Here is a 26,232-nt window from a genome sequence, read left to right as displayed (position 1 = left end):
TCAGCTCTTTTCTACGTTAATGTTCTACCGAATTCAGTAGACTTTTCTATCATACCATAATCACTCGCTTCAGCAGAAGAGGAATTTCTTCGCCTTTTGGGAATTACTAACTTCATTTCCTTCCAGTCTTCAGGGGCCAGCTCTATTTCCTCAACCGTTTCACCATCGTTATACAGCAGATGGCCTGCCACTTTCCAAGGATTACCTTTTATTCTGGAGGGGATGAAATCTAACATTTGGTCCTTTAAGGAAAACCGCACCTTAATTCCCCATTTCAGCCCTTGTTCCATTACTTTCTGAGCGGTTGAGCTATGATAATGGCGCCATTCCTTGCTCCAGATCTGTGGCACATTTTCTCCACCTAATAAGATATCCTCCTCCTGCTCAGGAGAAATAACTGGTAGGTTTAAAAAGGGATTCCCTCTGTCGAGTAGCTTTAGTTCAGCATTTAGTTCTGGAAGTGAATACAACGCTTGCCCGGTTTCGGCTTCTTGATGAAATGAAGTCCATTCAGCATCCACCTCTTCCTCACGTCCTCCAATCATCCTAGAAGGGGCCAATCCTGCTAAGAACAGCTCCTTACGCATCTGTTCCACATTCTCCGGAGATACAAGAAAATGAAGCGGTCCGATACGTTTAAGGCTCTCTTGCAGTCGCGGATGGGCTGCAATAGCCCCTCCGTCCTCCTCCGTCTGACAAGTCAACAGAATCACTTCAGAGAGTGATGTTCGGCCAATGCTCTTTCCCCATTGCTCTAAAGACAGCTCCACCACAGATGGCAGACCACCCAGTGCATGATCTTTAATCCAAGCTATCGCTTCTTCTGGAGGCATCCCTCGCTCTGATGCATGCACTAGCATCTCACGAGTCAGTCGGAAGCTCCACATCGTATCTGTTTGCAGAAGTTCAGCGCATTCAGCTAAAACCCAGCGCACAGTATAGAGAACATCCGGTGAAATCAGGACTTCAAAATCGGGTTGCACAATAAACTGGTCATTCGAATGCTCTGCCACAGAATCAGGGAAGGACTCACTACTGTACATCAGCTTCGGTTTTGCAGCAGTCCAGCGAAAACACTGGATACCCTCAGGCGTGCTCCCCAGTTCACACCATCCAAAGCCTGTTAGACAACGAAGCCAGTTTAAGCTTGATTGTTCCAGCTCTTTTCGGGCAACTGTTCCGGTTAAATTCATATCTGCCATCCAGTCCAGAAGCTCAGGCAACACTGTCCATTTCTCGGGTACAAAAGCAGTGCTGGATATTAAATAGCGAAAATGCTGATCGGCAGGCCCAATGCTTCCAAAACGATGAATAACAATCCCATACAGGATGTCAGTCATTCTTGTCTCAGGAAGTTGCAACCAACGTCCCAGTATATCCTTGTCAAGTCTATAGCCTGTTTTCAGCTTGCTAATAAGCCCAAGACACAACATGATATCTACTACAAGAGCCGCTGACAGGGCATCCACCTCATTCGAAGGATTACCCATAGAGAGCCCCGCTAAATGCTTTTCCTGAAAAGAAAGCTGAGCCGCTAAACGATTTAAATTCTTTTTATGAATAATTCCCTTAGCGGTAAAAGGCAGGCCTTCACGAGCCATGAACAGCAAGGCCCGAAACAGATCTACTGCCAGTCCAGCACCCGCCTCCATGGATAGATTTACTGAATAACCCTCAATAAACTTAGGTTGGTATGGGAAGAATTCTTGTTCTAGCACTAATAATTGTTCAACTGGAATCTGATACAGCTTCTCCCCCAATATTTTATGCCTCGCAGTTAACAACCCAGCGCGCCGCAGTTCATTCATTGCAAGCTTTTGCTCTGCCCGGCAGAGCGTCGAAGGACGCCAACGCTCTTCTTTTCCCTCGTCAAAGGGCTGGGCCGCGTAAGCAGCACATAATCGCTTTAAGACCTCTAGGGCTTCCGCTGATAGCTGGTTCAATGGATCGTCCGCTCCTTTCCGTTCGGCACCATTTTAACGACATATTCATACCCCTGTTCTGTTAAAAACATCCGTCGGCGCATAGCGAATTCCTGCTCCCGGCTATCTTCAGATACCAGCGTATAGAAGTACGCTTTGTTCTCACCCGCCTTCGGACGCAAGATTCGACCCAAGCGCTGGGCCTCCTCCTGCCTGGATCCAAAAGCTCCTGAAACCTCAATAGCAATCGACGCATCTGGCAAATTCACCGCAAAATTCGCTACTTTAGAGACAACAAGCACCTGTATTATTCCCTCGTTAAAAGCTGCATACAACTCATCTCTTTCTCGCTGCTTCGTTTTACCCGTAATCAGAGGTGCACCGATCTTATCCGCCAGTTCAATTAATTGGTCGAGATACTGTCCAATAACCAGAACCGATGATCCCTGATGGGCTTTTAGAAGCTCGACTATAACCTCAGCTTTTGCAGGATTGCATGAGGCCATACGAAATTTCTCTTTCGCTTCCGCATACAAATACTTCTGTCTCAGCTCAGAGCTCATCGGTACGATCATCTCGACACATTCTACCTCTGCAATCCAGCCCTGCTGCTCCAGCTCCTTCCAAGGCATGTCGTAACGCTTAGGCCCGATCAATGAGAATACGTCCCCTTCCTTCCCGTCTTCTCTAACCAGAGTTGCAGTGAGACCTAGTCTTCTAGTAGCCTGAATATCTGCTGTAGCCCGGAATACTGGAGCTGGAAGCAGATGAACCTCATCATAAATAATCAAACCCCAGTTGCGTTCATTGAACAGCTTCATATGGAGAAAAGGACCGCCTTTGGATTGACGGTGCGTTAATATCTGATAGGTAGCTATAGTAACAGGCCGCACTTCTCTTTTTTCACCGGAGTATTCGCCAATAGCCTCATCAGCCAAATCGGTTCGCTCAAGCAGCTCATCTACCCATTGTCTTACCGAAGTTGTATTTGAAGTTAAGATCAGTGTTTCGCATTGTAGACTTTCAAGAACGGCCAGTCCCACTACCGTCTTACCCGCTCCACAAGGCAACACAACTACCCCGCTGCCTCCCTGCCCTTCTATGCCTTGAAACATCTGGACAGCCTCCTGCTGATATTCACGCAGTCCAAAAGTTTCACCTTTCGCTCCATCCTTTGCGTGATTGTGAGACTCCTTCCAGGTCAAACTTAGAGCTTGTCCGACATGATAACCAGCATAATCCAGTACAGGGTAGCCTAGTCTCATCAGCTCTTGCTTTAAAAGCCCTCTGTTCTCCGCACGGCATGAGCTTTCTAGTGGATTTATTCTCTGCAAACCTAACTCCTTTAGACCTGATTCATTAACTAGTCCATTCAGAATCTCAGCTGTCTCAGCCCTAAGCGTAATGAGCTCATTCGAAGTCTCTTGACCGTGAAGGGTGAGCTTTCCATACCTAGAGAGAAGAGTTGCGATCTCATCCTCCAGCCCGGCAGGAACACCCCAGCGCGCAAGTTGATGCAGACTTGAAATAATCGTTTCAGCTGTATAATTAAGCGCTGCAGCATTCCATAATGATAATGGAGTGATTCTATAGGTGTGATAAGCCGGAGGACTCTTTACGAGCTCTGCAAAGGCTCCTAGTTCTTTCCTAGCCTTCTCAAAACCAGGATGTGCACATTCCAGTAGAATCGTCCGATCCCTTCGCACAATGCAAGCCCCTGTTTCATTCATAACGTTCCCTCCCCAATCATTAATTTTATTCAAGCCTGCGCTATATAATCTGCTTACATTCATACAAGCAAAAACGTCCTCGGCGTCTCAAAAGGACGGTAAGCGTTTATGCGAGAAATATTAGGATAATGTATAGTGTGAAATCTATATTTTCTTAGATTTGAACAGGAAAAAGCTCATCCCCGCATAACGGTCATGAGCTTCCCTATCAAACTATTTAATGTAAATGCTGCTGCGAAATATCATGAAGCGCTTCTCCAGCCTCGTCCGCAAAAATGTTGCGCACAGCCAAGTCACCGATGGACACTACACCCATCAGCTTCTGGCCACTAGTCACAGCCAATCTGCGAATTTGCCAGCTCGACATCAGTTCTGCAGCCTCATCTACAGATGTATTCTCTGAGACGGTCTGAATTTCTCTACTCATTACCTTTTCCACAGCTGTTGATCCAGGGTGTTTAGCCGCGTAACCTCTAATCACTAGATCACGATCTGTAATTACACCGAGTAATGTCTTATTGTCTTCATTATCAATGACTGGTATAAATCCAGTGTCATGCTCTCTCATTTTAACAGCGACTTCATACACATTATCCAGTAGTGTAACTGTTACTGGATCCTTCGTCATAACCTCTTTCACTGTCTTCAAGAACGAACCCTCCTAAACGTAATCTCCATGTTATGGAATAGGTTCTCCTCTATGAAACGAAATTATACGATTGTCTTCTCTTGCAAACAGGAATTCGCCATAGCGATTAATAATTTCATCCCATGCAACATAGCATCCTCGTCAAAATCAAATTTGCTATGATGATGCGGGTAAGCTGCATCTTTATCTGGATTCCCAGCCCCTACGAACATAAAGCAGCCAGGAATTTCTTTTACATAGTAGGCAAAATCCTCAGCTGGCATCAGCTTTTCCATCCGAATCACTTGAACAGCTTCTCCTAGTGCTCCTGGTGCCACCTCGGAAAAACGCTGGTATTCGCCCTCGTGATTTACGAGTGGCGGATATCCCATCACATAGTCTATCTTAGCTTCCGCACCGTATGCGCCAGCTATTGAAACTGTCATTTCTTCGATTCTGCTGCGGATCAGATAACGGGTCTCCTCGTCGAACGCCCGTACGGTTCCTGTAATGCGACAATGCTCAGCAATGACATTCTGGGCGAATCCCCCTTGAATGGTTCCTACACTAAGAACAGCGGGCTCCAGCGGGTTCACAGAGCGGCTTACGATGCTCTGAAGCTGAGTCACAAGCGCCGCCCCGGCCACAATACTGTCTATCGTGCGATTCGGCATACCGCCATGTCCACCCCGGCCGATGATATCAATGAAAAATTCATCAGCAGATGCCATAAGAGGTCCTGGCGCACTGCCCACGGTCCCCATTGGAAGCGGAGTCCACAAATGCAAACCATACACCGCATCCGCGCCTTCCAGCATGCCTTCGGCAATCATCCCCTGTGCACCACCCGGGCATACCTCCTCCGCTGGCTGAAAAAGAAAACGCAGCTCCCCTTCTAACTCTTCAAGGCGGCTGCTATAGTAAGAGGCTACACCCAGCAGTATTGAAGTGTGTCCATCATGCCCACAGGCATGCATAACTCCTTCATTTTGCGAAACGTAGTCATTCTTATTCTCTTCTTTAATAGGTAGTGCATCCATATCCGCGCGAAGGACTACCGTTTTCCCTGGCCGATGTCCTCGCAATATACCCGTTACACCATACCCAGACGTGCTTCTCCTAACTTCAATTCCGAATTCTGCTAACTTGTCTGCTATAAATGCTGACGTTTCCTTTTCATGAAAAGACAACTCCGGATGACGGTGTAAATGGCGTCTCCATTCCACGATCTCCGGCATGAGAGAATCAACCGCTAAGCTCTTCATACGTTCTCCATCCCCTTCTTCATAAACCCGCATCAATAGCATGCGACAGCAGTCCTGTACACTTTGTTCCAGCCGTATACGGCTATAATTCTTTTATTGTAGCAGAAACGCAAAAAACTGGGTATCGTTAGGAGGTGCCTACTCTTGCACAACGTTTAGAAACATACTATCATGAGGTAGAACATCAGCAAACGGATCATGAATTCATCATTATACTTCATAAGGGGGATATGCGTGCTATGATTTTTGAGAACACGGGCCTCGTAGGATTGAAGAGTGATCTTCTCTATCTGGACGAGAGTGCGACAAAGGCTGGCTTCATTCGCTGGCAATGGGAATACTATCGTGCCACTTACGACTGCAAAATTGAAGACCCACAGGATGGTGGCGAATACTTTCTACGCATCAACACTCGCGCTGTCGAGGGGAAGCTGGAGAAAGCTGATGCCGTACTTGCAATTGAAGCCGTATACTTAGGGAAAGCAACATTCCCCCATGGCCTGGAGTATGACTCCCCGGTGCCTAAACCAGTATTGGACACTGCTGCTACTCGGATTCTCGAATTAAAGCAGCTGTTGGAGGCTTGAGTAACAGAAAGGGAAAGACGAAACAAAATGTCAGCCTGCCCAAAAGAGGAACACCCGATTTCCAACTACTCATCTTAACACTACTACTTGTGGGTTTCGGTCTAGTCATGGTCTTCAGTGCTAGCTCCAGTTTGACCTTAGCAAGCTCGAAGTTCGGTAATGACCCTCTATATTTCATGAAACGCCAAATGATTTGGATCGTACTTGGAATCGTTGTTATGTTTATAGCCATGAATATTCACTACAGTAAATTCAAAAAGTGGTATGTCCCTATCTTCATCATCACCGTTATTCTCCTGCTAATTGTAGCCTTCTCCGAAAGAATCAATGGCGCCAAGAGCTGGTTAAGTATCGGGAAGCTAGGGATTCAACCTACCGAGCTGGCCAAAATATCAATTATCCTGTATCTCTCTGCACTGATTACCAAAAAAGGTGAACGGTTTAGAGATTTCCGTACAGGATATATCCCTGTAATGGTCATTGTGGGTATAGTTGCCGGACTTATTATGATGCAGCCAGATTTGGGCTCATGCCTTATTCTCGTGGCTACCAGTGGACTTGTCATTTATGCAGGCGGTGCCAGCATGAAGCATATCCTTGGCTCTATTGCACTCTTGGTGCTAGGTGTAGGAATTGTTATGGGGGCTAAAGCAGCGATTGATTCTCTTTCCCCCGCAACCGACAAAGTAGCTGCCAATCAGGACTATAGAAAAGGCCGTATTCAAGCTTTCATAGATCCCTATCAGGATGCTGAAGGCGAAGGATATAATATTATTCAGTCTTTGACCGCTCTCGGACAAGGTGGAGTCAGTGGCTCTGGCTTTGGCAAAAGCATTCAAAAGCTGGATTATCTTAAATACCCGTATACGGACTTTATTTTCCCCGTCATTGGTGAAGAATTCGGCTTTGTAGGAACGGCATTATTTCTGATGTTATATCTGTATTTTATCTGGCGAGGTATTTTAATCGCATTAAGGTGTAAAGATCCCTTTGGCACACTAGTGGGCATTGGTATTATGGGCCTCATTGCCATTCAGGCCTTTGTCAATATTGGTGGCGTAACGAAGACGATTCCGCTTACTGGTGTAACTTTGCCATTTATCAGCTACGGCGGTTCTTCACTTCTTGTGAGTATGCTGTCCATGGGAATTATGCTGAGCATTTCAAGAGAAACTAATCTTCCAGCTAAAGAGGAAGTCACGAAATCTGTAACTACGGTTAGACAAGTTCGTTCCCGGTAAGATTCATAAATCCGGATGTAATGGAATATATAAAAAAGCAGTCCAAGTTAAGTATCTTGGACTGCTTTTTTGTGTACAAGCACTTTTGCATTAAGCAATTTCATCGTTCTTAAAGGCTACGCCTTCAACTTTGACATTCACTTCAACAATATGAAGTCCAGTCATGCTCTCCACAGCTTCGCGTACGTTCTGTTGAAGCATCCGGCACACTTCATGTATCGGAGTTTCATAGAGAACTATAATACGCAGGTCTACTGCTGCTTCTAGCTGTCCCACTTCAACGGTAACGCCCTTTTGGACGTTCTTGCCACTAAGACGCTTTGCCCAGCCCTCTGATAGGCCACCTGACATGGCTGCAATACCTGGAGTCTCCAAGGCAGCCAATCCGGCAATTTTCGAGACGACGTCATTTGAAATTCGTATATTTCCCATTTCCAATTGAAGTTGTTCTGCCATGCCATATCCCCCCTTAACTCATTATCAATTATTGTAATTCCTAAACAGGCTAAAAAGCAAATCAGTTTCTCGCTTTCTCGTTTACACTTAGGAATAATTTGGGTATATTGATTATGAATTGATCCTGAATACATAGATTGGAGTGTACTTTACCTTGAAAAAATGGATTTCACCAGCTTTGCTGGCAATCACCTTTATCCTTAGTGCCATAGGACATTATGCAGATTGGGACCACACGCTTCAGTTCGTTCTCTCTGCAGTAGCCGTTGTGTTTGTGGCTGGCTTTCTGGGCCGCGCCACAGAAAGTGTAGCACATTATGCTGGACAGCGGTTAGGCGGCTTCCTAAACGCTACCTTCGGTAATGCCGCAGAGCTAATCATTGCCTTTTTCCTAGTGAAGGAAGGACTGTTCGACATGGTGAAAGCCAGTCTTACCGGTTCCATTATTGGCAATCTGCTGCTTGTCCTCGGTTTAAGTATTTTCGCTGGCGGAATGAAGTTCAAAGTACAGAACTTTAACGTAACCCTTGCCGGTATGAACGGTTCCCTTATGATCGTAGCGGTGATCGCTTTATTTGTACCGGCTATGTTCTTCAATACCCATTCCATAACTGAAAAAGATACAGACGTGCTGAGTTTAATCGTTGCTGGGCTGCTCATCGCTTCGTACATGGCCTGGCTTGTCTTCTCCATGATTACGCACAAGAAACATCTAGAGGACGTTACAGAAGCCGGTAAGGAAGAAATGGCTCATGAGCATGCGCCTAAGTGGTCCAGAAACAGATCCATCCTTTATCTACTTCTTGCTACCGTGATGGTAGCCTTTGTGAGTGAGTGGCTGGTAGGGACGCTAGAGACACTAACTGAGCGCTTTGGATTTAGTGAACTGTTTGTAGGCGCCTTCCTCGTGGCAATCATCGGTAATGCCGCAGAACATAGTGCAGCCATTATGCTAGCCATGAAGAACAAAATCGGTGCGGCAGTAGAAATAGCTGTCGGGAGCAGTCTTCAAATTGCACTATTTGTAGCGCCTGTACTTATCTTCGCCAGTTATTTCATGGGTGATACTATGGACATTGTGTTTACAACGATCGAAATTGTCGCCATTGGTGTCGCCGTCTTTATTGCCAAATCAATCACTCAGGATGGTTCGACCAACTGGTATGAGGGTCTCTTGCTATTAACGGTTTATCTAATTCTCGGAGTCTCCTTTTATCTAGTATAAATACTTCCCTTTTCATTCTATAGTTCTAAAAAAAAACGCACATGAGTGACGAAAGTCCTCTCATGTGCGTTTCTATGAATACTATAAATCAAAACTTATTCTTCTTTTGCTTTGTTATTCAATGCCTCATAGAGTACTGCTAAATTCCGCTCCAGCTTACTCAGCACCATTTTACCGGTAATCTCTGGCACCAAACCTGCTCTAACCGCAAAATCGACCTCTCTTGAGAAACCGTACATTTGGGTATCAAGCACTTCCTCATAGAGAGGGCAGTAGCGTGTTGCCAGATTTTCCATCTGCACTTCAATAAGTTGCTGAATTTTATCGGCATCTTCTTGTAGAAGATTGATCGCTTTAAGATTAAACTGTTCCTGTAATTCCGACGAAGTCATGCCTCTTCCCCCCCATGTCCAAAAGTTAAGCTGCTTTTACTATTTTACTTAATATTAGTCGAAATCGGATATCAATACAACAATTCTGTTTATACTAACCATTTATTTGAAAGAAGCAGCTATGTTGTTTATAAGGGATGCCATTAATTCCACATCTATTTCTAGAAAAAACGCCCCACCGTAAATCGGTAGGACGTCTTTACATACAACTATTACTCAGCTACAACTGTAAAGTTCAAACCGTGTTTAGCAAAAACTTCACTCATTGCCTTCTTAGCTTCTTCTGCATCTGTTCCGTGAACATGAAGCTCGTAGCTTTGGCTTGATACCAAAGTCGTGAACAAACCAAGGATACTCTTAACATCAATGTACTTGTTGTCCGCTTGAAGAACGATTGAAGAGTTGAACTGACCTGCCGTTTGAGCAATATCAACGATTGCCGCATTGTTACTGGACATAGAAATCCCTCCGCAACTTGATTATGAAACATAAGTCATTTGTAATCATTTCTTATGATACCTTGAATCCGCTTACTTGTGCAAGGTGTTTTCTTACTTTTACAGCTTATTTCAAGTTTTCAGGATTCAGACCTTCCAGTTCTGGTAACACGAAGATTCCATCCTTACGGATTAATACATCGTCAAAATAAATCTCCCCGCCGCCATAGTCTGGACGTTGGATTAATACAAGATCCCAGTGAATGGAGGACCGGTTTCCGTTATCTGTAACATCATATGCTTGTCCTGGTGTAAAGTGCAGGCTGCCTGCAATTTTCTCATCGAACAGAATGTCATTCATTGGGTGCAAAATGTAAGGGTTAAAGCCTATGGCAAATTCTCCAATGTGACGTGCGCCGTCATCTGAATTCAGGATTTCATTCAAGCGAGCGGAGTCATTGCTTGTTGCTTCAACAATTTTACCGTTCTCGAATTTGAATTTGATATTTTCAAAAGTCACTCCGTTATAAACGGATGGTGCATTATAGCTGATCGTTCCATTTACAGAATCACGAACAGGAGCGCTGTAAACCTCGCCATCCGGAATATTCTTTTGTCCAGAGCATTTCTCTGCACCGATTCCTTTGATGGAGAACTTAAGATCTGTTCCAGGACCTGAAATATGTACCTTATCTGTTCTGCGCATGAGATCAGCCAATGCATCCTGAGCCTTGTCCATTTTGGCGTAATCCAAATTACACACTTCGAAATAAAAGTCCTCAAATGCTTCTGTACTAATATTTGCAAGCTGAGCCATACTCGCATTGGGATAACGTAATACTACCCACTTCGTATGCTTCACGCGTTGTTCACTATGCACTGGATGGGAATACAAAGAATTATACAATTTCATATTTTCTTCTGGAACATCGGACAGGTCATTTACATTCTCACCTGCACGGATGCCGATATAGCAATCCATTTGCTTCATCCGGTTCAAGTCAATTTCAGCCCATGTCTGAAGACTCTCACGTGTTGCAAATTTAAGCATGCTGCGTAGGACTGTACGATCTGTCAACTGAACAAAAGCATGAGCGCCAGCTTTACCGATTTCCTCAACAACAGCTTTGATTAAATCTCTTTCATTGCCAATCATTTCTACAAGCACGTTCTCGCCTGGCTGAACATCTACGGAATAACCTACAAGATTTGCCGCCAGCTTTTGAATTCTGGGATCTTTCATTGTGTACTCTTCCTTCCTCTGTCTGAAAAATAAGCATGCTGTTCTATTGTAGCACGCCCTTTATGGAGCGCAAGACCTGCATAACCATGTAAAGATTAACGGTAACCTGTGAAATCCACCTTAGATACATAAGTTTCATTTTCAGATTTATTCATCATTTCACCGGAATAGCTTACTTTTCGATTCAAGGTAAGCCTTCTGGGAAGATTATGCTTCTTATCAACCGTTAGGTGGTAGACCGTTTCAACATTAGCCTGTTTCAGCTTTTGCTGTAGCTCATTATTTTTCTTCTGCCACAGCTTCTCCAAAGCTTTCGTCACTGCCTGAACCGCCTCTGTGTTGTTCTCAGCGGATTCGGGGACTTTAGGACGAAGGTTCTGCATTTCTTTCTCCAATTCAGCAGACAGCTGCTTCCTAGCCTCTGAAGGCGTCAATTCGATTCGCAGCACACTTGTCCCTCTGCCTGCTCCAGCCTCTTCGGTTACACTCGTCTCCATGGACTCAAGCTCCTCGAGTTGCTTTAGCGGATTTAGCGCAGGTAATGGATTTCCCTCCTCCGAGGAATTTTCAGTAGTCTGAAGTTCCCATCTGCCCTCTTTTTTCTCTAACTGACTGTAATAAGGTTTCAGAGCATATGCGCTACTCTTTAAGTCTTTAACGCCATCAGCTGCTGCTTTTTTGGTCATAGATTTATCTGGAAGAAGCGTGTACAGCTTGACCTTTTTATGATCCTTCACTGTGCCTCCGTAGAACAATAAGGATTCAGGAACCGTTGTTCCCCCGTGTTTCAGCATATTCGCCCCTTCAAAAACAACCTCATCACTTCCAGCCATCCCTGCCAACGCCAAACTTAAATCCTCCTTCGCAGGTTTGTCTCTTATGACGCTACATCCGCTACATAACAGGCAATACAGTGTCAGAACTAGAGGGACTCCTCCCTTAAGTAATAATAGCTTTCTCACGGACCTCAGGCCTTTCTCGGAGTATTTTGCTTAAGTACAACCCATGTATAGGGTTCTCCCTTCCTGCAAGCCTTATACCGCAATTAGAGCCAGAATAACTGTGCATATAAAAAAAGAACCCATGAGGCTTACCTCACGGATTCTTAATATTGCTATCATTTTCTTTCGTATCAAAAACAACTTGGTTCCGGCCGTTATTCTTAGCTTTATACAGTGCCATATCCGCTCGATAAAATAATGACTCAACACTTACTCGATCGTCCATCCAGCTCCATTCCGCTATTCCGCAGGATACCGTTACACTAGGTTCAGTTTCTTCCATAACGCGTTTGCGTATACGCTCAGCTACATAACCCGCCTGCTGCATTCCCATTAACGGTAAATAAACGGAGAGCTCCTCCCCACCCCACCTCGCAGCAATGTCGCCTTGACGGATGGAAGATTTCACAATTTCACTAACCTCTTTTAGAATCTTATCGCCTTTTTGATGACCATAGGTATCATTCACAATTTTGAACTGATCAATATCCACAACAATTAAACAACCGCAGAAGTCCGTAGACTGTCTTTCTTTTATCTCTTCGTCCAAATAATGACGAGCATAGAGACCTGTTAGGCTATCTCTATTCGCTAGACGTCTAACTTCAGCATGTAGCCTGGCGTTACCTACTGCTAGACCAATATGTCCCGCCATCGCCTGCAATAGCCTGTAGTTGTCATAGGAAAAATAATGAGAATCTCGATGTGCCAGCATAATCGCACCTCGCACTTCTCCACCCACACTAAGAGGTGTGGCAATCAACGACTGTGAACCGGTAGCATTCATTAGTCGGGAAGTTGTCTTAGGATTATCTATGTAGTCAGACATGATCAGTGACTCACCTGTGGAATACACCTTTCCACCTAAACCTGCTCCTACTTCTAATACTTCATTCTGCAATGAAGGATGGTTGCAGGCAATAACTTCTAGGCCACCCTTTTCCTCATTCATATGTAAGATACAGCAGTAATCTGCACCAAACATTTCAAGTAGCTCTTCAAACGCAAATTGAAAAATATCGCCTAAACGCAAGCTTTGATTCAAACGCTGGGTAAGCTCATTACTCATACGAAGCTCACGGATTAGCTGATTGGAGCGCTCATAAAGCTTGGCGTTCTCAAAAGCAGTCCCTGCCGTATCGGCTACCATTGTGAGAAACCGTAAATCAACGTCAGGGAAGATTGGATTATCCATCACCATATGGAATACCCCATAGACCCCCTGCTTACCACCTAACGGAAGCCCTATTTCTACATTTCGGTGATTTTCATCACTAGTGTGCAGCGCAACACGTCCATCCTTGAACGCCCTGGCACAGACATCATCACTGGACATGTGGAAAGGTAACGGTTTGACCTGCGGATTAGTGCTGCGATGATCTTGTGACATATACAGGTCGAGTCTGGCTCCAGGATACATCGCAGAGATGCTATCAATGACTTCCGAAAGTACAGCATCTACATCAATATTGTCATGCATCCGCTGAACAATCTGAAATAACAATGAACGACGATTGCTTTCACGTTCTGCATGAATATGGGTACTTGCAAGATCAGCTACAAATATATGTTCAAACTTATGATAAAAACAGGTGCGGTAATGCAGCGACATAGCTTCTGCAGTATCTCGTCCACCCATTTCATATTGTTGCGTAGGCATAGAACAGCCCAAAAACGCAAAAATTTTATTGTCGACGCGAGTGAATAGCGGTATGGTAAAAAAACTCAGATCCTTACCTTCTACGGTTAACGTAACGGCAGAGATTGTTTCTGAAATCAAGCTAGAAGCCGCCGCCTGTTCCCACTGCTGCCTCCATAGTTCTTGTTGATCCAAACTATTGTTTATATATTTACCTTCAAAATTCAGCACACACCATTCCCATGATCTAGAGAATGGAAGGACATTGAGCCCACCAAACCATTCATTGAAACTGTCTGCAATCAAATTTGCTAGATAAGGGAAGTCATGCGTTACTATTTCCGTTTCCCTAAGCCAGGCGGTGGGATCTTCGGAATCTCTACTAGCGTGTAAGTTGTCCTGTAACAGCATACGGCTGTCTTTATGGACGTATGCTTTCTGCTCTGACATAACGAAGATCCCCTTTGCATCTTGATTAAGAAAACTATCTTCCCTAGTAATAACTAATTAACTATATTTTACTCCCTTTCTTTGTGCATTGCATTATATTTTCATCATTTCCGGGACTTTTTTTTAGGACCAAAGAACTATCGACAAAGATTGACAAAAACTCTTTTAATAAGCGCTTGACTTTATATACTGTATTCATATAATATTTATTGTTGAACAAGACTGTAACAAGTCTTACTTGGGCGTAACGTTGTGTCACCCTCACGCATTTCGTTACTGCCAGGGCAGCGGCTGAACTTCCCTGGCAGTGTGGAAGCCATTAATACTAATCACGGATACGAAATGCGGCGCAAATAGGCCCTACCCTGAAATTTCAATTATAAAGGAGTCTACTATAACATGGCACGTTACACCGGACCTAAATTCAAACTCAGCCGCCGTCTGGGAATTTCCCTTAGCGGTACAGGAAAAGACTTGAAACGCCCTTTTCCACCAGGACAACACGGAGCTAACCAACGCAGAAAAGTAAGTAACTACGGAATGCAGCTTTTGGAAAAACAAAAACTGCGTCACATGTATGGTTTGGGAGAGAAACAATTCAAAACTCTCTTCACTAAAGCACAAAAGCTTCCAGGTCTTGCGGGCGAAAACTTCATGTTCTTGCTTGAAAGCCGCTTGGACAACCTAGTTTACCGTCTTGGATTTGCTAACTCCCGTGCTGGTGCACGTCAGTTGGTATCCCACGGACACGTAACTGTTAACGGCAAAAAAGTCGACATCGCTTCTTATCGTGTAAGCTTGGGCGACGTTATCGGTCTTCGCGAAAGAAGCCAAAGCATGGCTTCCATCAAAGAAGCTCTTGCTAACCGTTCCCACCTTCCAGCTTACCTGGAATCTGCTGAAGGATCTTTCGAAGGTAAATACATTCGTTTGCCAGAACGTTCCGAGCTTTCCCAGGATATCGATGAGAAACAAATCGTCGAGTTCTACAACCGTTAATATCTCGCTTATAGCGAGTATGACCAAAGCCTCCGGATTTATCCGGAGGCTTTTTGTTATTCTAATAGGTAATGAACACTCCGACTGCATTCAAAACCGCCAATTTGTGCTATAATAATTCCGTTAAAAGGAGGAATTATCGTCGATGGTTCAAGAGAACAAGAAAAAAAACGTAAAGAAGCCTTCACCCCGCAGATCTGGGCTTAGCAGGTTCGGTTCTGTAGTTAAGTGGATGTTTATTCTTGGCATAATAGGCATTCTGTTCGTCGGTGGTGCAGCAGCAGGATACGTCACTTCCATGGTGAAAGATGAACCTGTTCGCTCTGAGGAAATGATTCAACAGCAAGTAGGACAAAATGCGATCACCGGATTCGCATACTTCCGTGATGGCGCACCGATCGGCCAGCTTCGTACAGAAGAAGATCGAAGGCTCATTCAATACAACGACATCCCCCAGATTATTATTGATGCAGTTCTCGCGATAGAGGACAATAATTTCAATGAGCATAATGGCGTGGATTTCAAAGGCACCTTACGTGCCGTCAAACAAAAGATATTAAATGAATCCGTTCAGACCGGAGGCAGTACACTTACTCAACAGCTCGCAAGACGTGTATTCCTCAATCTGGATCGAACAGAAGATCGTAAAGCAAAAGAAATTCTACTTTCACTTAGACTAGAGCGCTTCTTGACCAAGCAAGAGATTTTAACGGCTTATCTGAACAAGGTTCCGTTCGGAAATGGCTCGAATGGCTATAACGTATTTGGGATTAAAGCTGCATCCAAAGGTATATTCGGTCTGGATGATCTAGACAAGTTGAATATTGCCCAAGCGGCGTATTTGGCCGGTCTTCCACAGCTCCCATCCGCTTATTCAGCATTCAATGGCGTTGGAGAATTCAACGCAAAGGCGTTCAATAGAGCTATGGATCGTCAACAGCTTGTACTTCGTCGTATGCTAGAGGAGAACAAGATCACTACCTCCCAATATGATGAAGCACTCAAGTTTGATATTAAAAGCTCTCTCGCTCCTCACACTAAGAAAGCCTATGCTACATATCCATACCTAATGATGGAGACGGAGCGTAAAGCATCTGAGATTCTTTTGTCACTAAATGAAAAGAATAACAGTACAGCTGATACCAATAGCTCTAGTGATAATGCCGTACTTCTTGAGGAAGCAAGACAACAGTTAATGACCGGCGGTTACCGAGTCTATACCACGATTGATAAGAAAGTATACAGTGCAATGCACAGTATTTCCGAAGATAGTAGTAATTTCACCAAGGACAGCAAAACAAAAGGTGTTGAACAGACGGCGGGCATTTTGATCAACAACAAGACCGGAGCCATTCTCGGTATGATTGAGGGCCGCGATTTTAATATCGAGCAAATGAACTACGCAACCCAAATGGTCCGGCAACCCGGCTCAACGATGAAGCCGATTTCAGCATACTTACCTGCCTTAGATGCAGGACTAATTCAACCTGCTGGAATCTTAGATGATGCTCCAATCATTTTGAAGGATGGCGGGAAAGGCTTCCATATCCCTAAAAATGCTAACAATCGCTATCAGGGTTTAGTTACGGCTCGCTATGCACTTAATAAATCCCTCAACCTACCGGCGCTTAAACTTTTTAACGAGAAGGTCGGAATAGAGGATGCTTGGGCCTTTACTAAAAAGCTAGGGATCACTACACTCACCGAAGATGATTACAGAGCGCAGACTGGGGTTATAGGTGGTCTTCGATACGGTACATCCGTTGAGGAATTAACCAATGCCTATTCCGCCATTGGCAATAAGGGAGCATTTAATGATGCTTATATGATTGAGAAGATTGTGGATTCGGAAGGCAAGATCGTTTATCAGCACAAGGTTAACCCTGAACAAGTATTCTCTGAGCAAACTGCTTATCTAATGACCGATATGCTGCGTACAGTAATCACAGAAGGTACTGCAAGCACAGTAAGAAGAGATTATAAACACTTTAAAGACGTTCCGATTGTAGGTAAGACTGGCTCCACTCAGAACTATGGCGATGTCTGGTTCATGGGCTACACCCCTGATGTCACACTTGGCATGTGGGTTGGTTATAAGGAACAAATTAATACCCTTACAGGAGATACACAAAAACGACAAGCACAGACCTTATGGGCTAAAGTCATGAATGCTGTTATTGATAAGCAGCCAGACTTATTCGTTACAGACAAATTCACACAACCTGAAGGAATTACCAAAAAGACAGTTTCCGCGTACAGCGGTAAGCTGCCAACGGCTCTAACTGACAAATTTACAACGGATCTTTTCAATACGAAATATGTACCTAAAGAGAGCGACGATGGGATTTCCAAAGCCAAGTATATTACTTACAATGGCGTCAACTATATCCCACTCGAAGGTACACCGGAGGATTTCCTGAAAGAAAAAATCGTCGTTAAACGTGAAAAGCCGATCCAGGAATTAGTTAAGGAGCTCTTGGCAGCCTTCCCTAAGATGAAGGAGCATAAATCGCTGGAGTATTATATGCCAGCCGATGCTAAGACAGATTTCCCTACTGAAGTCGATCCACGTGTGGACGATGGTGCTTCCCCTTCTGCTCCTGGGAATGTTAGTGTCTCATATAGCACTGGAAAAGCTGTGATCAGCTTCTCCCCAAGCGGCTCTCCAGATGTAGTAGGGTACCGCTTATACCGTTCTTTAAACGGCGGGTCTTTCCAGAAGCAAGCTGTAATTATGGCTGACGAGAGCAAGGTATTCTCGCCAGGAACGCCTGCGAGTGCTAATGCAACATTCTATGTCAGTGCTGTTGATGTCGCAGGTAATGAGACAGCTTCTGGCAGCGTTGCTGGAGGCACTACACCAACTCCGGAAGCAACACCAACTCCGGATCAGCAACCGGAGACAACGCCTCCTACAGGCTCTGAAAGTACACCAGGAGAGGATATCGAGATTCCTGGAACCATTCTACCTACGCCTACTTCAACGCCATCTGGCGAAGGTAGCAGTAACGGAAACAGTAATAGTGGTACAGCCGGCAATACGACTGGAAACCATTAACCGGTAGTCCGAAGAATAACTTCACACAACAAAACACCGTTCCCTTAAATTCATTAGGGAACGGTGTTTTTTATGATCCATTCTAATCTTCTATCGTTGATAAATCGCCAGTTGGGAGATGAAGCTCCCAAGCCTTTAATACACGCCGCATGATTTTACCTGATCGTGTCTTAGGAAGTTTATCCTTAAATTCGATCTCTCTCGGCGCAGCATGCGCAGACAGTCCGGCTTTAACAAATGCCGCGATCTCCTCTTTGAGAGCAGCTGTAGGAGTATAGCCTTCTCTCAGCGAAATGAAAGCCTTGATAATTTCCCCACGCACCAGGTCTGGTTTACCAATTACACCCGCTTCTGCCACAGCAGGATGCTCTACCAATTTACTCTCCACTTCAAAAGGTCCTATACGCTCACCAGAAGAGTTGATAACGTCGTCAATCCGTCCTTGAAACCAGAAATATCCATCATCATCCATATAAGCAGAATCACCAGAAATGTACCAACCAGGAATGCGGAAATACTCCTCATACTTCGCCTTATTGTTCCAGATCGAATTCATCATGGATGGCCAAGGAGTCCGTATTGCAAGATTCCCCATTGAGAATGGTGGGAGAACATTGCCTCGATCATCTAAAATCGCTGCTTCAATGCCTGGCAACGGACGGCCCATAGAACCTGGTTTGATATCCATTCCAGGATAATTACAGATCAGTTGCGCTCCCGTCTCTGTCATCCACCAGGTATCATGAATGCGCTGGTTGTAGAACTTATCTCCCCATCGCACGACTTCAGGATTTAACGGTTCTCCAACAGACAGGACATGGCGCAGGCTGCTCAAATCAATTCCCTGAATTGAACTCTCTCCTGCCCCCATCAACATACGAAATGCTGTAGGTGCACTGTACCAAATACTAACCTTATTTCGTTCAATCGTCTTATACCAATCCTGAGGACTAAAGCGTCCCCCTCTCACGACATTCGTTATTCCATTTAACCAGGGAGAAAATATTCCGTAAGATGTTCCTGTCACCCAGCCTGGATCAGCTGTACACCAGTAAATATCATCTGGACGTAGATCCAGCACCACTCTACCTGTATAATAATGTTGAATCATTGCTCTTTGCACATGATAAACGCCCTTAGGTTTTCCTGTAGAACCAGATGTATAATGCATGATAAGGCCATCGTCCAGGTCAAGCCATTCCAATTCGAGCTCAGAAGACGCGTTATCCATCTCCTCAGTGAAACCTAAGTTACCTTGCTCGATATCAGTGGTACCGCCTACTAGAAAAATATGACGCAAATTCGGAAGCTCATCACGCTTCACACGATGAAGTAGTTCAGGTGTAGTAACCAAAGCAACCGCACCACTATCTTCCAGCCGGTCCTTAACTGCTGTCTCCATAAAGGCTTCGAACAGAGGGCCCGCTATTGCCCCAATCTTCAGAATACCTAGTAAACTAAAATATAGTTCCGGTTGACGAGGCATAAAAATAAATACCCGATCTCCCTTACCGATACCATATTTACGCAATACATTTCCGAACCGATTCGACCGTTCCTGCAGATCGGCAAATGTATAGGATTCATCCCGCACCGCATCACTGTAGAGCAGGGCCGTTGCCGCTCCCCGTCCTTCTTGAACGTGGCGATCCACTGCTTCATGTGCCATATTAACCTTTCCAGTGTCATACCATGAGAAGTTACGTTCAACATCCTCCCACTTAAAATTGGCTACTGCCTGGGTGTAATCAGACATATTGGAGCTCTGCACACGGCCAGGCAAAATTTCGCTATGGACTTGACCCATCACTCTTGCCTCCCTCACTCGTTTGATTTAAGCTTTAAGGGTAAGACTCTTCTCTTAGATAATGATGTCAATGCAATGAATGTGAATTTTTTATGTCTGAATTAGTATAACATAGCAAACGTTTACATTCCATATTTTATCATCCGAAAGGAGCACGGCTATGGAGCATCGTAAAATCCCTGTTTCCCATACGCTTTCATATACAGGTAGAACAATAACAATAAGTGGCCCCCGATCTCCAGAGGACCTTAAAGCCCTTCACATGCATCATGATCTTGATGCCTTCCGCAAGCCGATTGAACAGCAAGAAGCTCTCATAGAGATTGCTAGCCTGCCAGAAGGACGTATAATTACAGCTGTAGAGGATGGCACTATAATAGGCTATGTAACCTTTCATTATCCGGATGAAATGGAGCTTTGGTCACAGGGTGGAATGATGGATCTAATTGAGCTTGGAGCTATTGAGGTGAGTAATGATTATAGGGGAGCCGGACTAGGCCGGCTGCTGATTTCCACTGCTTTTGAGCAAGAGCAATTGGAGAATTGTATCGTCTTTACAACAGAGTATTATTGGCACTGGGATTTAAAAGGGAGTGGGCTTGATGTGTGGGCTTATCGTCAAATGATGGAGCGGCTAATGAAAACTGTAAATATGGTTTGGTATGCTACGGATGATCCTGAAATCTGTTCACATCCAGCAAACTGCCTAATGGTTCGTATTGGACAAGAGGTACCTATGTCCTCACAGGAGACTTTCGACAGGGTACGCTTTAGACAGCGCTTCATGTACTAAACGAGTATTAAAGATGCTGCAGCATATATTCTAATATAGAATGTGAGCGCCCTGAGGCTTCCACCGTGAACTCCTTAAAACTCACATTTGCTGACCCGTCAGACTTATCAGACATCGAACGAATAATAACAAAGGGAGTGGCGTTCATCACACACACTTGTGCAACCGCCGCCCCTTCCATCTCCACGCACGCTCCGTCCAATTCCTCTCTTAATTTGGCTACAATCTTCGCATTAGAAATGAATTGATCACCTGAAAGTACTTTGCCGACCAAGTACTTTTGGCCTAACTCGTTACACGCCCTCTCAGCAAGGAGTACCAATGAAGGGTCTGCCTGAAAGACAGAATTATCCTGATAAGGTATTTCACCTTTTGAAAAGCCAAGTGCTGTAGCATCCATATCATGCTGAACACAAGTAGATGATATTACAATATCTCCAATATTCAATTCAGGGTGCACAGCCCCAGCAACCCCAGTAAACAACACACGAGACACACCAAAGGAATCAATTAGAATTTGTGTCGTAACTGCTGCATTTACTTTACCTACCCCAGATTTACAGAGCACTACAGACTTTCCTAATATATTTCCTATGTAATAATGAATTCCTGCCTTGACCTTCGTCTCCTTATTCTCCATCCTTTCTAGTAATAGCTTAATCTCTTCATCCATCGCACCAATTAATCCGATTATTTCAGGCAAAGATACCGCCTCCTCTGATGATTTACTCTGTAAAAAACATAAAAAGCTCCAAAAGGAGCTTTTTACGGAAATACTGTTTAGTTCTTAAATTACTTATTCAGATGATTAACAGACAGGCGGAGAATCGTTTCATGAGGCAAGATAACCCGCGGATTCTCAACCGTCTCTTTCTTCATGAGTTTCGTCAAAAGTCTCATTGCTACCGCACCTAGGTCATACATAGGCTGGGCTACAGTTGTCAACAATGGACGAACCATCGAAGCCATACGGATGTTATCCACACTAATAATGGAGAAGTCATCCGGTACCTTCAGGCCTTCATCCTGAATACTGTGAATTGCACCAATAGCCATCTCGTCGGTTGCGGCAAAAATAGCGGTTGGCTTCTTCTTGAGTCCAAGGAAATACTTCATGGCTTCGACACCAGATTCATAGCGGTAGTTACCGATACGTACCAAGTCTTCTTGATACTCGATTCCAGCCTGTTCAAGTGCCTTCTTATAACCATGGAAACGTGCATATCCATTCGCAGGATCCTGGAGTGTACCACTGATCATTGCGATTTCTCGGTGACCGTGACGAATCAAAGTATTCACTGCATCAAAAGCAGCGGTTTCATGATCGATGTCAACGGAAGGATAAGTTCCCTTCTCATCCCGTGTAGCACATAGGACAATCGGAACTGCAGAAGTCTGGAAAGCTTGAATATGTTCTTCGGTTACCGTACCACCCATGAAGAGCAGACCATCGACCTGTTTCTCCAAAAGGGTATTGATGACACGGATTTCCTTTTCTTTACGCTTATCCGCGTTACACAATATAATATTGTAATGATACATGTTCGCGATATCTTCAATCCCGCGTGCAATTTCTGCAAAAATCGAGTTTGAAATATCAGGGATGACAACCCCAACGGTTGTCGTTTTCTTACTGGCAAGTCCTCTCGCCACGGCATTGGGACGATATCCCAAACGCTCAATCGCTTCAAAAACTTTCTTCCGGGTCTGCGGTTTCACGTTAGGGTTATTGTTCACAACCCGTGATACCGTAGCCATAGATACGCCTGCTTCTCGAGCTACATCGTAAATGGTTACCGTCAAATTACTCTCTCCATTGCGATAAATTTTATCGTTCGACTAATTAAAAATATGATACGACACTTTGTACAATTGTGCAATGATAACGCTTCATTTTCCTTTCAAAATTTCTTTCAAGGCTGAAGACGTAACCCCTAATTACAATTTTTGACTAGTGTAGGTTTCCCTATTCACGAGCACAATAATGTAACTTCTATCTATCGTAACAAAAAGTGAGTGAAAAATCCAACATTCCGTGAAAGTTTTTCATTATTTTCACAGAATGTTTTAATAATTTGCGTTTTTAGTCGTTTGGAACGTTAATTGAGACAGTCTTCGACTAGTTTCTTCCATCCAATTCTGGTCTTTAAGCCCCTCAGCTAGTCGGTATAGATCAAGTAACATATCCACTCTAGCCTGAATTGTCTCTCGGATAGCCAACTCTAATTCTTGAAATCCTCCGACAACAACCTCTGTCAAAGCTTCTTTTAGGACACTAGCTAATTCATTTCTTTGAGTAAACGAAAAATCTTGTCTTGGCACATCCGCGTTCAATTCTTTCACTAGCTTTCCTAGATCTGCTTTAATAAACGACAAGGGCTCATAACTAGTACATTTCGGACAAGTATAGACAGGGACATGTGTAATCTTCACCCTCGTATTAAAAATCAATGAATGCATATGTAAGTTCATGAGGCCACCGCAGCTGCACAACTTCTCCATTAAGTTATCTGTATACATCTTCTACACCTCTTGCAAGAAATGAATTAAGTACAAAGTATGACTTTTCAATTTCTATATTCGACCTCCCTCGATTAAAACCCTCCTTAATTGCATATAATGATTAAATTGGCAATTCGTCTATAATTTACAACCCTTCAGATGACTTCGTATTTTAAATTTGATAGAATATGAAGGATCATGTGATACGAAAGGAGCTTTAACAAAATGAGACTAGCTGGAAAAAAGGTCATAGCACTCGTAGACGATGAATTTGAAGATTTGGAGCTCTGGTATCCCGTGTACCGAGTTAGAGAAGAAGGCGCTGAGGTTCACTTGGCAGGTTTGGAAAAAGATAAAACATACATCGGCAAATATGGTGTGCCAGCAAAAGCGGAGTACTCCTGGGACGATCTTAATGCCGCAGATTATGACGGGATTTTAGTTCCTGGCGGCTGGGCTCCTGATAAAATCCGTAGATACAGTGCCGTACTAAAACTAGTACAGGATTTCAATGCAGCTAAGAAACCTATTGGGCAGATCTGCCACGCAGGCTGGGTATTAATTTCCGCTAAAATTCTGGAAGGTGTAACCGTCACCTCCACTCCCGGCATCCGTGATGATATGGAGAATGCCGGAGCGATATGGAAAGATGAAGCTGTGGTTACGGATGGACATATTATTTCTGCTCGTCGCCCGCCAGATCTGCCGCCCTATGGCAAAGCTTTTTGTGATGCGTTAGCAGGGGAGTAGGGTACTGTATAAATATATTGGTTAAAAAATAAACAAGCCCTGTTTCTCACTTTTTGAGGAACAGGGCTTGTGATTTGATTCGCTCTACATCAGAGTTCATTACTTAATCCGAAGGGAAGCCTTCTCCTTGAATAAGGTTGGATAAGAATTAAATTTGAAAGTCAAGGGTTGGGGGAGCTTTTCCTTCCCTACGTTAAAGAAAAAGGTTACTGTAGTTCCCCTGCTATCTTCATTAAACTCTTTATATCCTGAGTAGCCATCTTTAACCCATCCTAACCAATGCCCACTACCAGTGCTATCCACAAAATTATCGTCCAATGCAAAACCGCTATCAGCAAACGCCTCCATATCATCTTTAGGAATAAAGTAATCCATAACCAGAATTCCCTGCTCTTCGTTCTCCATCCGCTTTGAAATCGTTAGATTGTTATCCGGTGCCTTTAGAATCTGCTGTGTTTCCGTGTCAATCACGAGCTCGACCTTTGATTGATCTAGAGCGGAGATTCCTTCAACTTCTAGTTTGATTGGTTCAGCAGGTCTCATATTGTCATTGTTGAAAATATAAGTTTTCAAGCCCCCTACTACTGAAGAAGCACCACTTACCCTCATTAACTCCTCTTGATGCTCCCCTTTCCCGATAACCAGCTTAGGTGAAATTATATTAAAAATCCTCATTTTATTCTCTTTGTCAAAGGTTTCCCGCATGTAAATACCCGTAGGTCCAATATAGATATTATCCATTTTGATTTTCTGTCCACCAATAGACAGACTATCCTTCAGATCAACAATCTCTCCCTTAAAATAGTTGTTATCGTCTTCCAGCGGAATTTTAACACTTAGCTTTTTAATATCCATGCTCGAGCTAGAAGGGTCCTTAGATTCTGGATATAGAGATAATGTAATATTCAACTCATCTGTCAGATCATCTCGATATTTATCCCAGACGATTTGTTCTAACATGCGGGTCGTCCCAGGTGAACCTGCCTCTTGTGCATTAGAATTGCTAAACCCGCTATATCCGGTGAGGTCGTAATTATTCTTTTGATTTTTTTTCAATGACAGGCCTATCATTTGCATCTTCTGATCTGTATTATTCTGGATTGTATAAAGCACAGCAATACCTCTATGATCTGCCATGATTCCGTTAACCGTCCACTGTATCCCATCCATCTCAGGAGAGGAGATATTTACCTCCTTCAGTATACCTGCATCAAGTGCTGATTTAATCGTCAGATTATCAGCAACAATGGGTCTAAACACTTCAAGCTGACCCCAGCTTTTTGGTGGTAACTGCGCACGAACAGGATTGGCCATCTGATGTGCCCAAGGTACAATAATTAATAAAGCGATGGCTAGGACCGCCAACGCAACAACAGCGTATCTTTTTCTAAAAGAGAATCTTTTGTGGCTACCTTGCTGCATCCCCTTGCGAATCGCGGCATCCAGCTTAACATCCGGGATCTCCTCAGCCTCGACATCAATTCTCTGAAAATAATCGTTAAGCAGCTTTTCTTCAGACTCAGCCATAAAATAGATCCCCCTTCCGTTTCATTCTGACACGCAGCTGTTTCAGACCTTTATTGAGCCATGTCTTCACGGTGCCCTCCGGTTTATCCAGTACCTCTGCAATTTCTGCAAGGGTCATATCCTTGTAATATTTGAGTACAAGCACCTGGCGATACTTCGGCTTTACCCCTTCCAACGCCTGTTCCATGTCTAATCTGCGGTCGCTTTTCATCTCCATGATCCCTACATCACTTCGAGCAGCTTCTGTGACAGCGTTCCTCTTTCTGCGCTTCAACTCATCGTTACAGCAATTGATCAGAATACGTGTTAGCCATGGAGCAAATCTCTCGGAGTCTTTTAAGCTTTTACGTTTAATCCATGCACGGCAGGTTGCCTCCTGTAGAACTTCCAACGAATCCGCTTCGTTTCGTAAATAGCTATACGCAATGCTGTATAGCTTTCTTTTCTGTTCAGCTACCAGCTCATAAAATATGTCTTCATCCGTAGCGACTATTTCCATTTCGTCATTAATAATGTGTTCCATGCTTGTTTTGTCCTCCCCCCTTGCTTTCACGCATAAATCATTCCTGTGCAACTCGCT

Annotated in this window: 23 protein-coding genes; 7 read left to right on the top strand and 16 right to left on the bottom strand. The window is 44.1% G+C overall.

The window, feature by feature from the left end:
• Positions 1-11 precede the first annotated feature (11 nt).
• The 4 genes from H70737_RS11590 to H70737_RS11575 form a co-directional block, all read right to left on the bottom strand.
• Entirely contained in the window at positions 12-1,943 is a 1,932-nt protein-coding gene (locus tag H70737_RS11590; RefSeq protein WP_042187360.1) for a helicase-associated domain-containing protein, read from the bottom strand.
• Positions 1,940-3,652, bottom strand: a complete 1,713-nt coding sequence (locus H70737_RS11585) for a DNA repair helicase XPB (RefSeq protein WP_042187357.1) — start codon at positions 3,650-3,652, stop codon at positions 1,940-1,942. The genes H70737_RS11590 and H70737_RS11585 overlap by 4 nt, the downstream gene beginning before the upstream one ends.
• 217 nt (positions 3,653-3,869) lie before the next feature.
• Positions 3,870-4,301 carry a CBS domain-containing protein gene (locus tag H70737_RS11580; RefSeq protein WP_042187355.1) on the bottom strand — a complete coding sequence of 144 codons (432 nt, stop codon included), beginning with the start codon at positions 4,299-4,301 and terminating at the stop codon, positions 3,870-3,872.
• A gap of 62 nt (positions 4,302-4,363) precedes the next feature.
• Positions 4,364-5,545: a M20 family metallopeptidase gene (locus tag H70737_RS11575; RefSeq protein WP_042193734.1), complete on the bottom strand. Its 1,182-nt coding sequence runs from the start codon at positions 5,543-5,545 to the stop codon at positions 4,364-4,366.
• Between the two features lie 239 nt (positions 5,546-5,784).
• Between H70737_RS11575 and H70737_RS11570 the strand changes: the two genes are divergently transcribed.
• Both H70737_RS11570 and ftsW read left to right on the top strand, forming a co-directional pair.
• On the top strand, positions 5,785-6,132 hold the full coding sequence (locus tag H70737_RS11570) for a YugN family protein (protein WP_042187352.1): 348 nt from the start codon (positions 5,785-5,787) through the stop codon (positions 6,130-6,132).
• A complete protein-coding gene (gene ftsW / locus H70737_RS11565; RefSeq protein ID WP_042187350.1) occupies positions 6,129-7,373 on the top strand; it encodes a putative lipid II flippase FtsW in 1,245 nt (414 codons plus the stop codon). Before H70737_RS11570 ends, ftsW begins: the two co-directional genes overlap by 4 nt.
• Before the next feature lie 90 nt (positions 7,374-7,463).
• On the opposite strand, the gene H70737_RS11560 is transcribed toward ftsW, so the two are convergent.
• Positions 7,464-7,829, bottom strand: coding sequence for an Asp23/Gls24 family envelope stress response protein (locus tag H70737_RS11560; RefSeq protein ID WP_042126837.1), 366 nt, complete (start codon positions 7,827-7,829; stop codon positions 7,464-7,466).
• Positions 7,830-7,983: 154 nt separating this feature from the next.
• On the opposite strand from H70737_RS11560, the gene cax reads away from it, so the two are divergent.
• On the top strand, positions 7,984-9,054 hold the full coding sequence (gene cax / locus H70737_RS11555; RefSeq protein WP_042187348.1) for a calcium/proton exchanger: 1,071 nt from the start codon (positions 7,984-7,986) through the stop codon (positions 9,052-9,054).
• A gap of 95 nt (positions 9,055-9,149) precedes the next feature.
• On the opposite strand, the gene H70737_RS11550 is transcribed toward cax, so the two are convergent.
• From H70737_RS11550 to H70737_RS11530, 5 genes are all read right to left on the bottom strand, one after another.
• Positions 9,150-9,446: an Fpa/YlaN family protein gene (locus H70737_RS11550; RefSeq protein WP_042126833.1), complete on the bottom strand. Its 297-nt coding sequence runs from the start codon at positions 9,444-9,446 to the stop codon at positions 9,150-9,152.
• Between the two features lie 212 nt (positions 9,447-9,658).
• Complete coding sequence (locus H70737_RS11545; RefSeq protein ID WP_042126831.1) at positions 9,659-9,904, bottom strand: HPr family phosphocarrier protein; 246 nt, start codon at positions 9,902-9,904, stop codon at positions 9,659-9,661.
• Between the two features lie 106 nt (positions 9,905-10,010).
• Positions 10,011-11,126, bottom strand: coding sequence for an aminopeptidase (locus H70737_RS11540; RefSeq protein WP_042187346.1), 1,116 nt, complete (start codon positions 11,124-11,126; stop codon positions 10,011-10,013).
• A gap of 95 nt (positions 11,127-11,221) precedes the next feature.
• Positions 11,222-11,974, bottom strand: coding sequence for a hypothetical protein (locus tag H70737_RS11535; RefSeq protein WP_042187343.1), 753 nt, complete (start codon positions 11,972-11,974; stop codon positions 11,222-11,224).
• 247 nt (positions 11,975-12,221) lie between these two features.
• Positions 12,222-14,216, bottom strand: coding sequence for a sensor domain-containing diguanylate cyclase (locus tag H70737_RS11530; protein ID WP_042187340.1), 1,995 nt, complete (start codon positions 14,214-14,216; stop codon positions 12,222-12,224).
• Between the two features lie 399 nt (positions 14,217-14,615).
• Here H70737_RS11530 and rpsD point away from each other — a divergent pair, with 399 nt between their 5' ends.
• Positions 14,616-15,215 carry a 30S ribosomal protein S4 gene (rpsD, locus tag H70737_RS11525; protein ID WP_042187338.1) on the top strand — a complete coding sequence of 200 codons (600 nt, stop codon included), beginning with the start codon at positions 14,616-14,618 and terminating at the stop codon, positions 15,213-15,215.
• 145 nt (positions 15,216-15,360) lie between these two features.
• On the top strand, positions 15,361-18,273 hold the full coding sequence (locus tag H70737_RS11520; protein WP_042187336.1) for a transglycosylase domain-containing protein: 2,913 nt from the start codon (positions 15,361-15,363) through the stop codon (positions 18,271-18,273).
• Positions 18,274-18,355: 82 nt separating this feature from the next.
• Here H70737_RS11520 and acsA read toward each other — a convergent pair whose 3' ends face one another.
• Positions 18,356-20,080, bottom strand: coding sequence for an acetate--CoA ligase (gene acsA, locus H70737_RS11515; protein WP_042187334.1), 1,725 nt, complete (start codon positions 20,078-20,080; stop codon positions 18,356-18,358).
• A 160-nt stretch (positions 20,081-20,240) separates the two neighbouring features.
• Between acsA and H70737_RS11510 the strand changes: the two genes are divergently transcribed.
• The gene (locus H70737_RS11510) at positions 20,241-20,873 is read left to right on the top strand and encodes a GNAT family N-acetyltransferase (RefSeq protein ID WP_042187332.1); all 633 of its coding nucleotides are present in this window, start codon (positions 20,241-20,243) and stop codon (positions 20,871-20,873) included.
• 7 nt (positions 20,874-20,880) lie between these two features.
• On the opposite strand, the gene H70737_RS11505 is transcribed toward H70737_RS11510, so the two are convergent.
• The 3 genes from H70737_RS11505 to H70737_RS11495 form a co-directional block, all read right to left on the bottom strand.
• Positions 20,881-21,576 carry a 5'-methylthioadenosine/adenosylhomocysteine nucleosidase gene (locus tag H70737_RS11505; protein WP_081951093.1) on the bottom strand — a complete coding sequence of 232 codons (696 nt, stop codon included), beginning with the start codon at positions 21,574-21,576 and terminating at the stop codon, positions 20,881-20,883.
• Positions 21,577-21,665: 89 nt separating this feature from the next.
• On the bottom strand, positions 21,666-22,676 hold the full coding sequence (gene ccpA / locus H70737_RS11500; protein ID WP_042187330.1) for a catabolite control protein A: 1,011 nt from the start codon (positions 22,674-22,676) through the stop codon (positions 21,666-21,668).
• Between the two features lie 264 nt (positions 22,677-22,940).
• Complete coding sequence (locus H70737_RS11495) at positions 22,941-23,393, bottom strand: hypothetical protein (RefSeq protein ID WP_042187328.1); 453 nt, start codon at positions 23,391-23,393, stop codon at positions 22,941-22,943.
• 207 nt (positions 23,394-23,600) lie between these two features.
• Here H70737_RS11495 and H70737_RS11490 point away from each other — a divergent pair, with 207 nt between their 5' ends.
• The gene (locus H70737_RS11490; RefSeq protein ID WP_042126813.1) at positions 23,601-24,125 is read left to right on the top strand and encodes a type 1 glutamine amidotransferase domain-containing protein; all 525 of its coding nucleotides are present in this window, start codon (positions 23,601-23,603) and stop codon (positions 24,123-24,125) included.
• A gap of 99 nt (positions 24,126-24,224) precedes the next feature.
• Here H70737_RS11490 and H70737_RS11485 read toward each other — a convergent pair whose 3' ends face one another.
• Together H70737_RS11485 and H70737_RS11480 are read right to left on the bottom strand one after the other, a co-directional pair.
• On the bottom strand, positions 24,225-25,652 hold the full coding sequence (locus H70737_RS11485; RefSeq protein WP_042187326.1) for a hypothetical protein: 1,428 nt from the start codon (positions 25,650-25,652) through the stop codon (positions 24,225-24,227).
• Positions 25,645-26,175 (bottom strand): sigma-70 family RNA polymerase sigma factor, encoded by a 531-nt coding sequence (locus tag H70737_RS11480; protein WP_042187324.1) that lies wholly within the window; start codon positions 26,173-26,175, stop codon positions 25,645-25,647. The genes H70737_RS11485 and H70737_RS11480 overlap by 8 nt, the downstream gene beginning before the upstream one ends.
• Positions 26,176-26,232: the final 57 nt, after the last annotated feature.

It is taken from the genome of Paenibacillus sp. FSL H7-0737, assembly GCF_000758545.1.
In the GTDB taxonomy this organism is placed as follows: Bacteria; Bacillota; Bacilli; order Paenibacillales; family Paenibacillaceae; genus Paenibacillus_AQ.
This window is presented reverse-complemented; position numbering and strand designations above follow the sequence as displayed.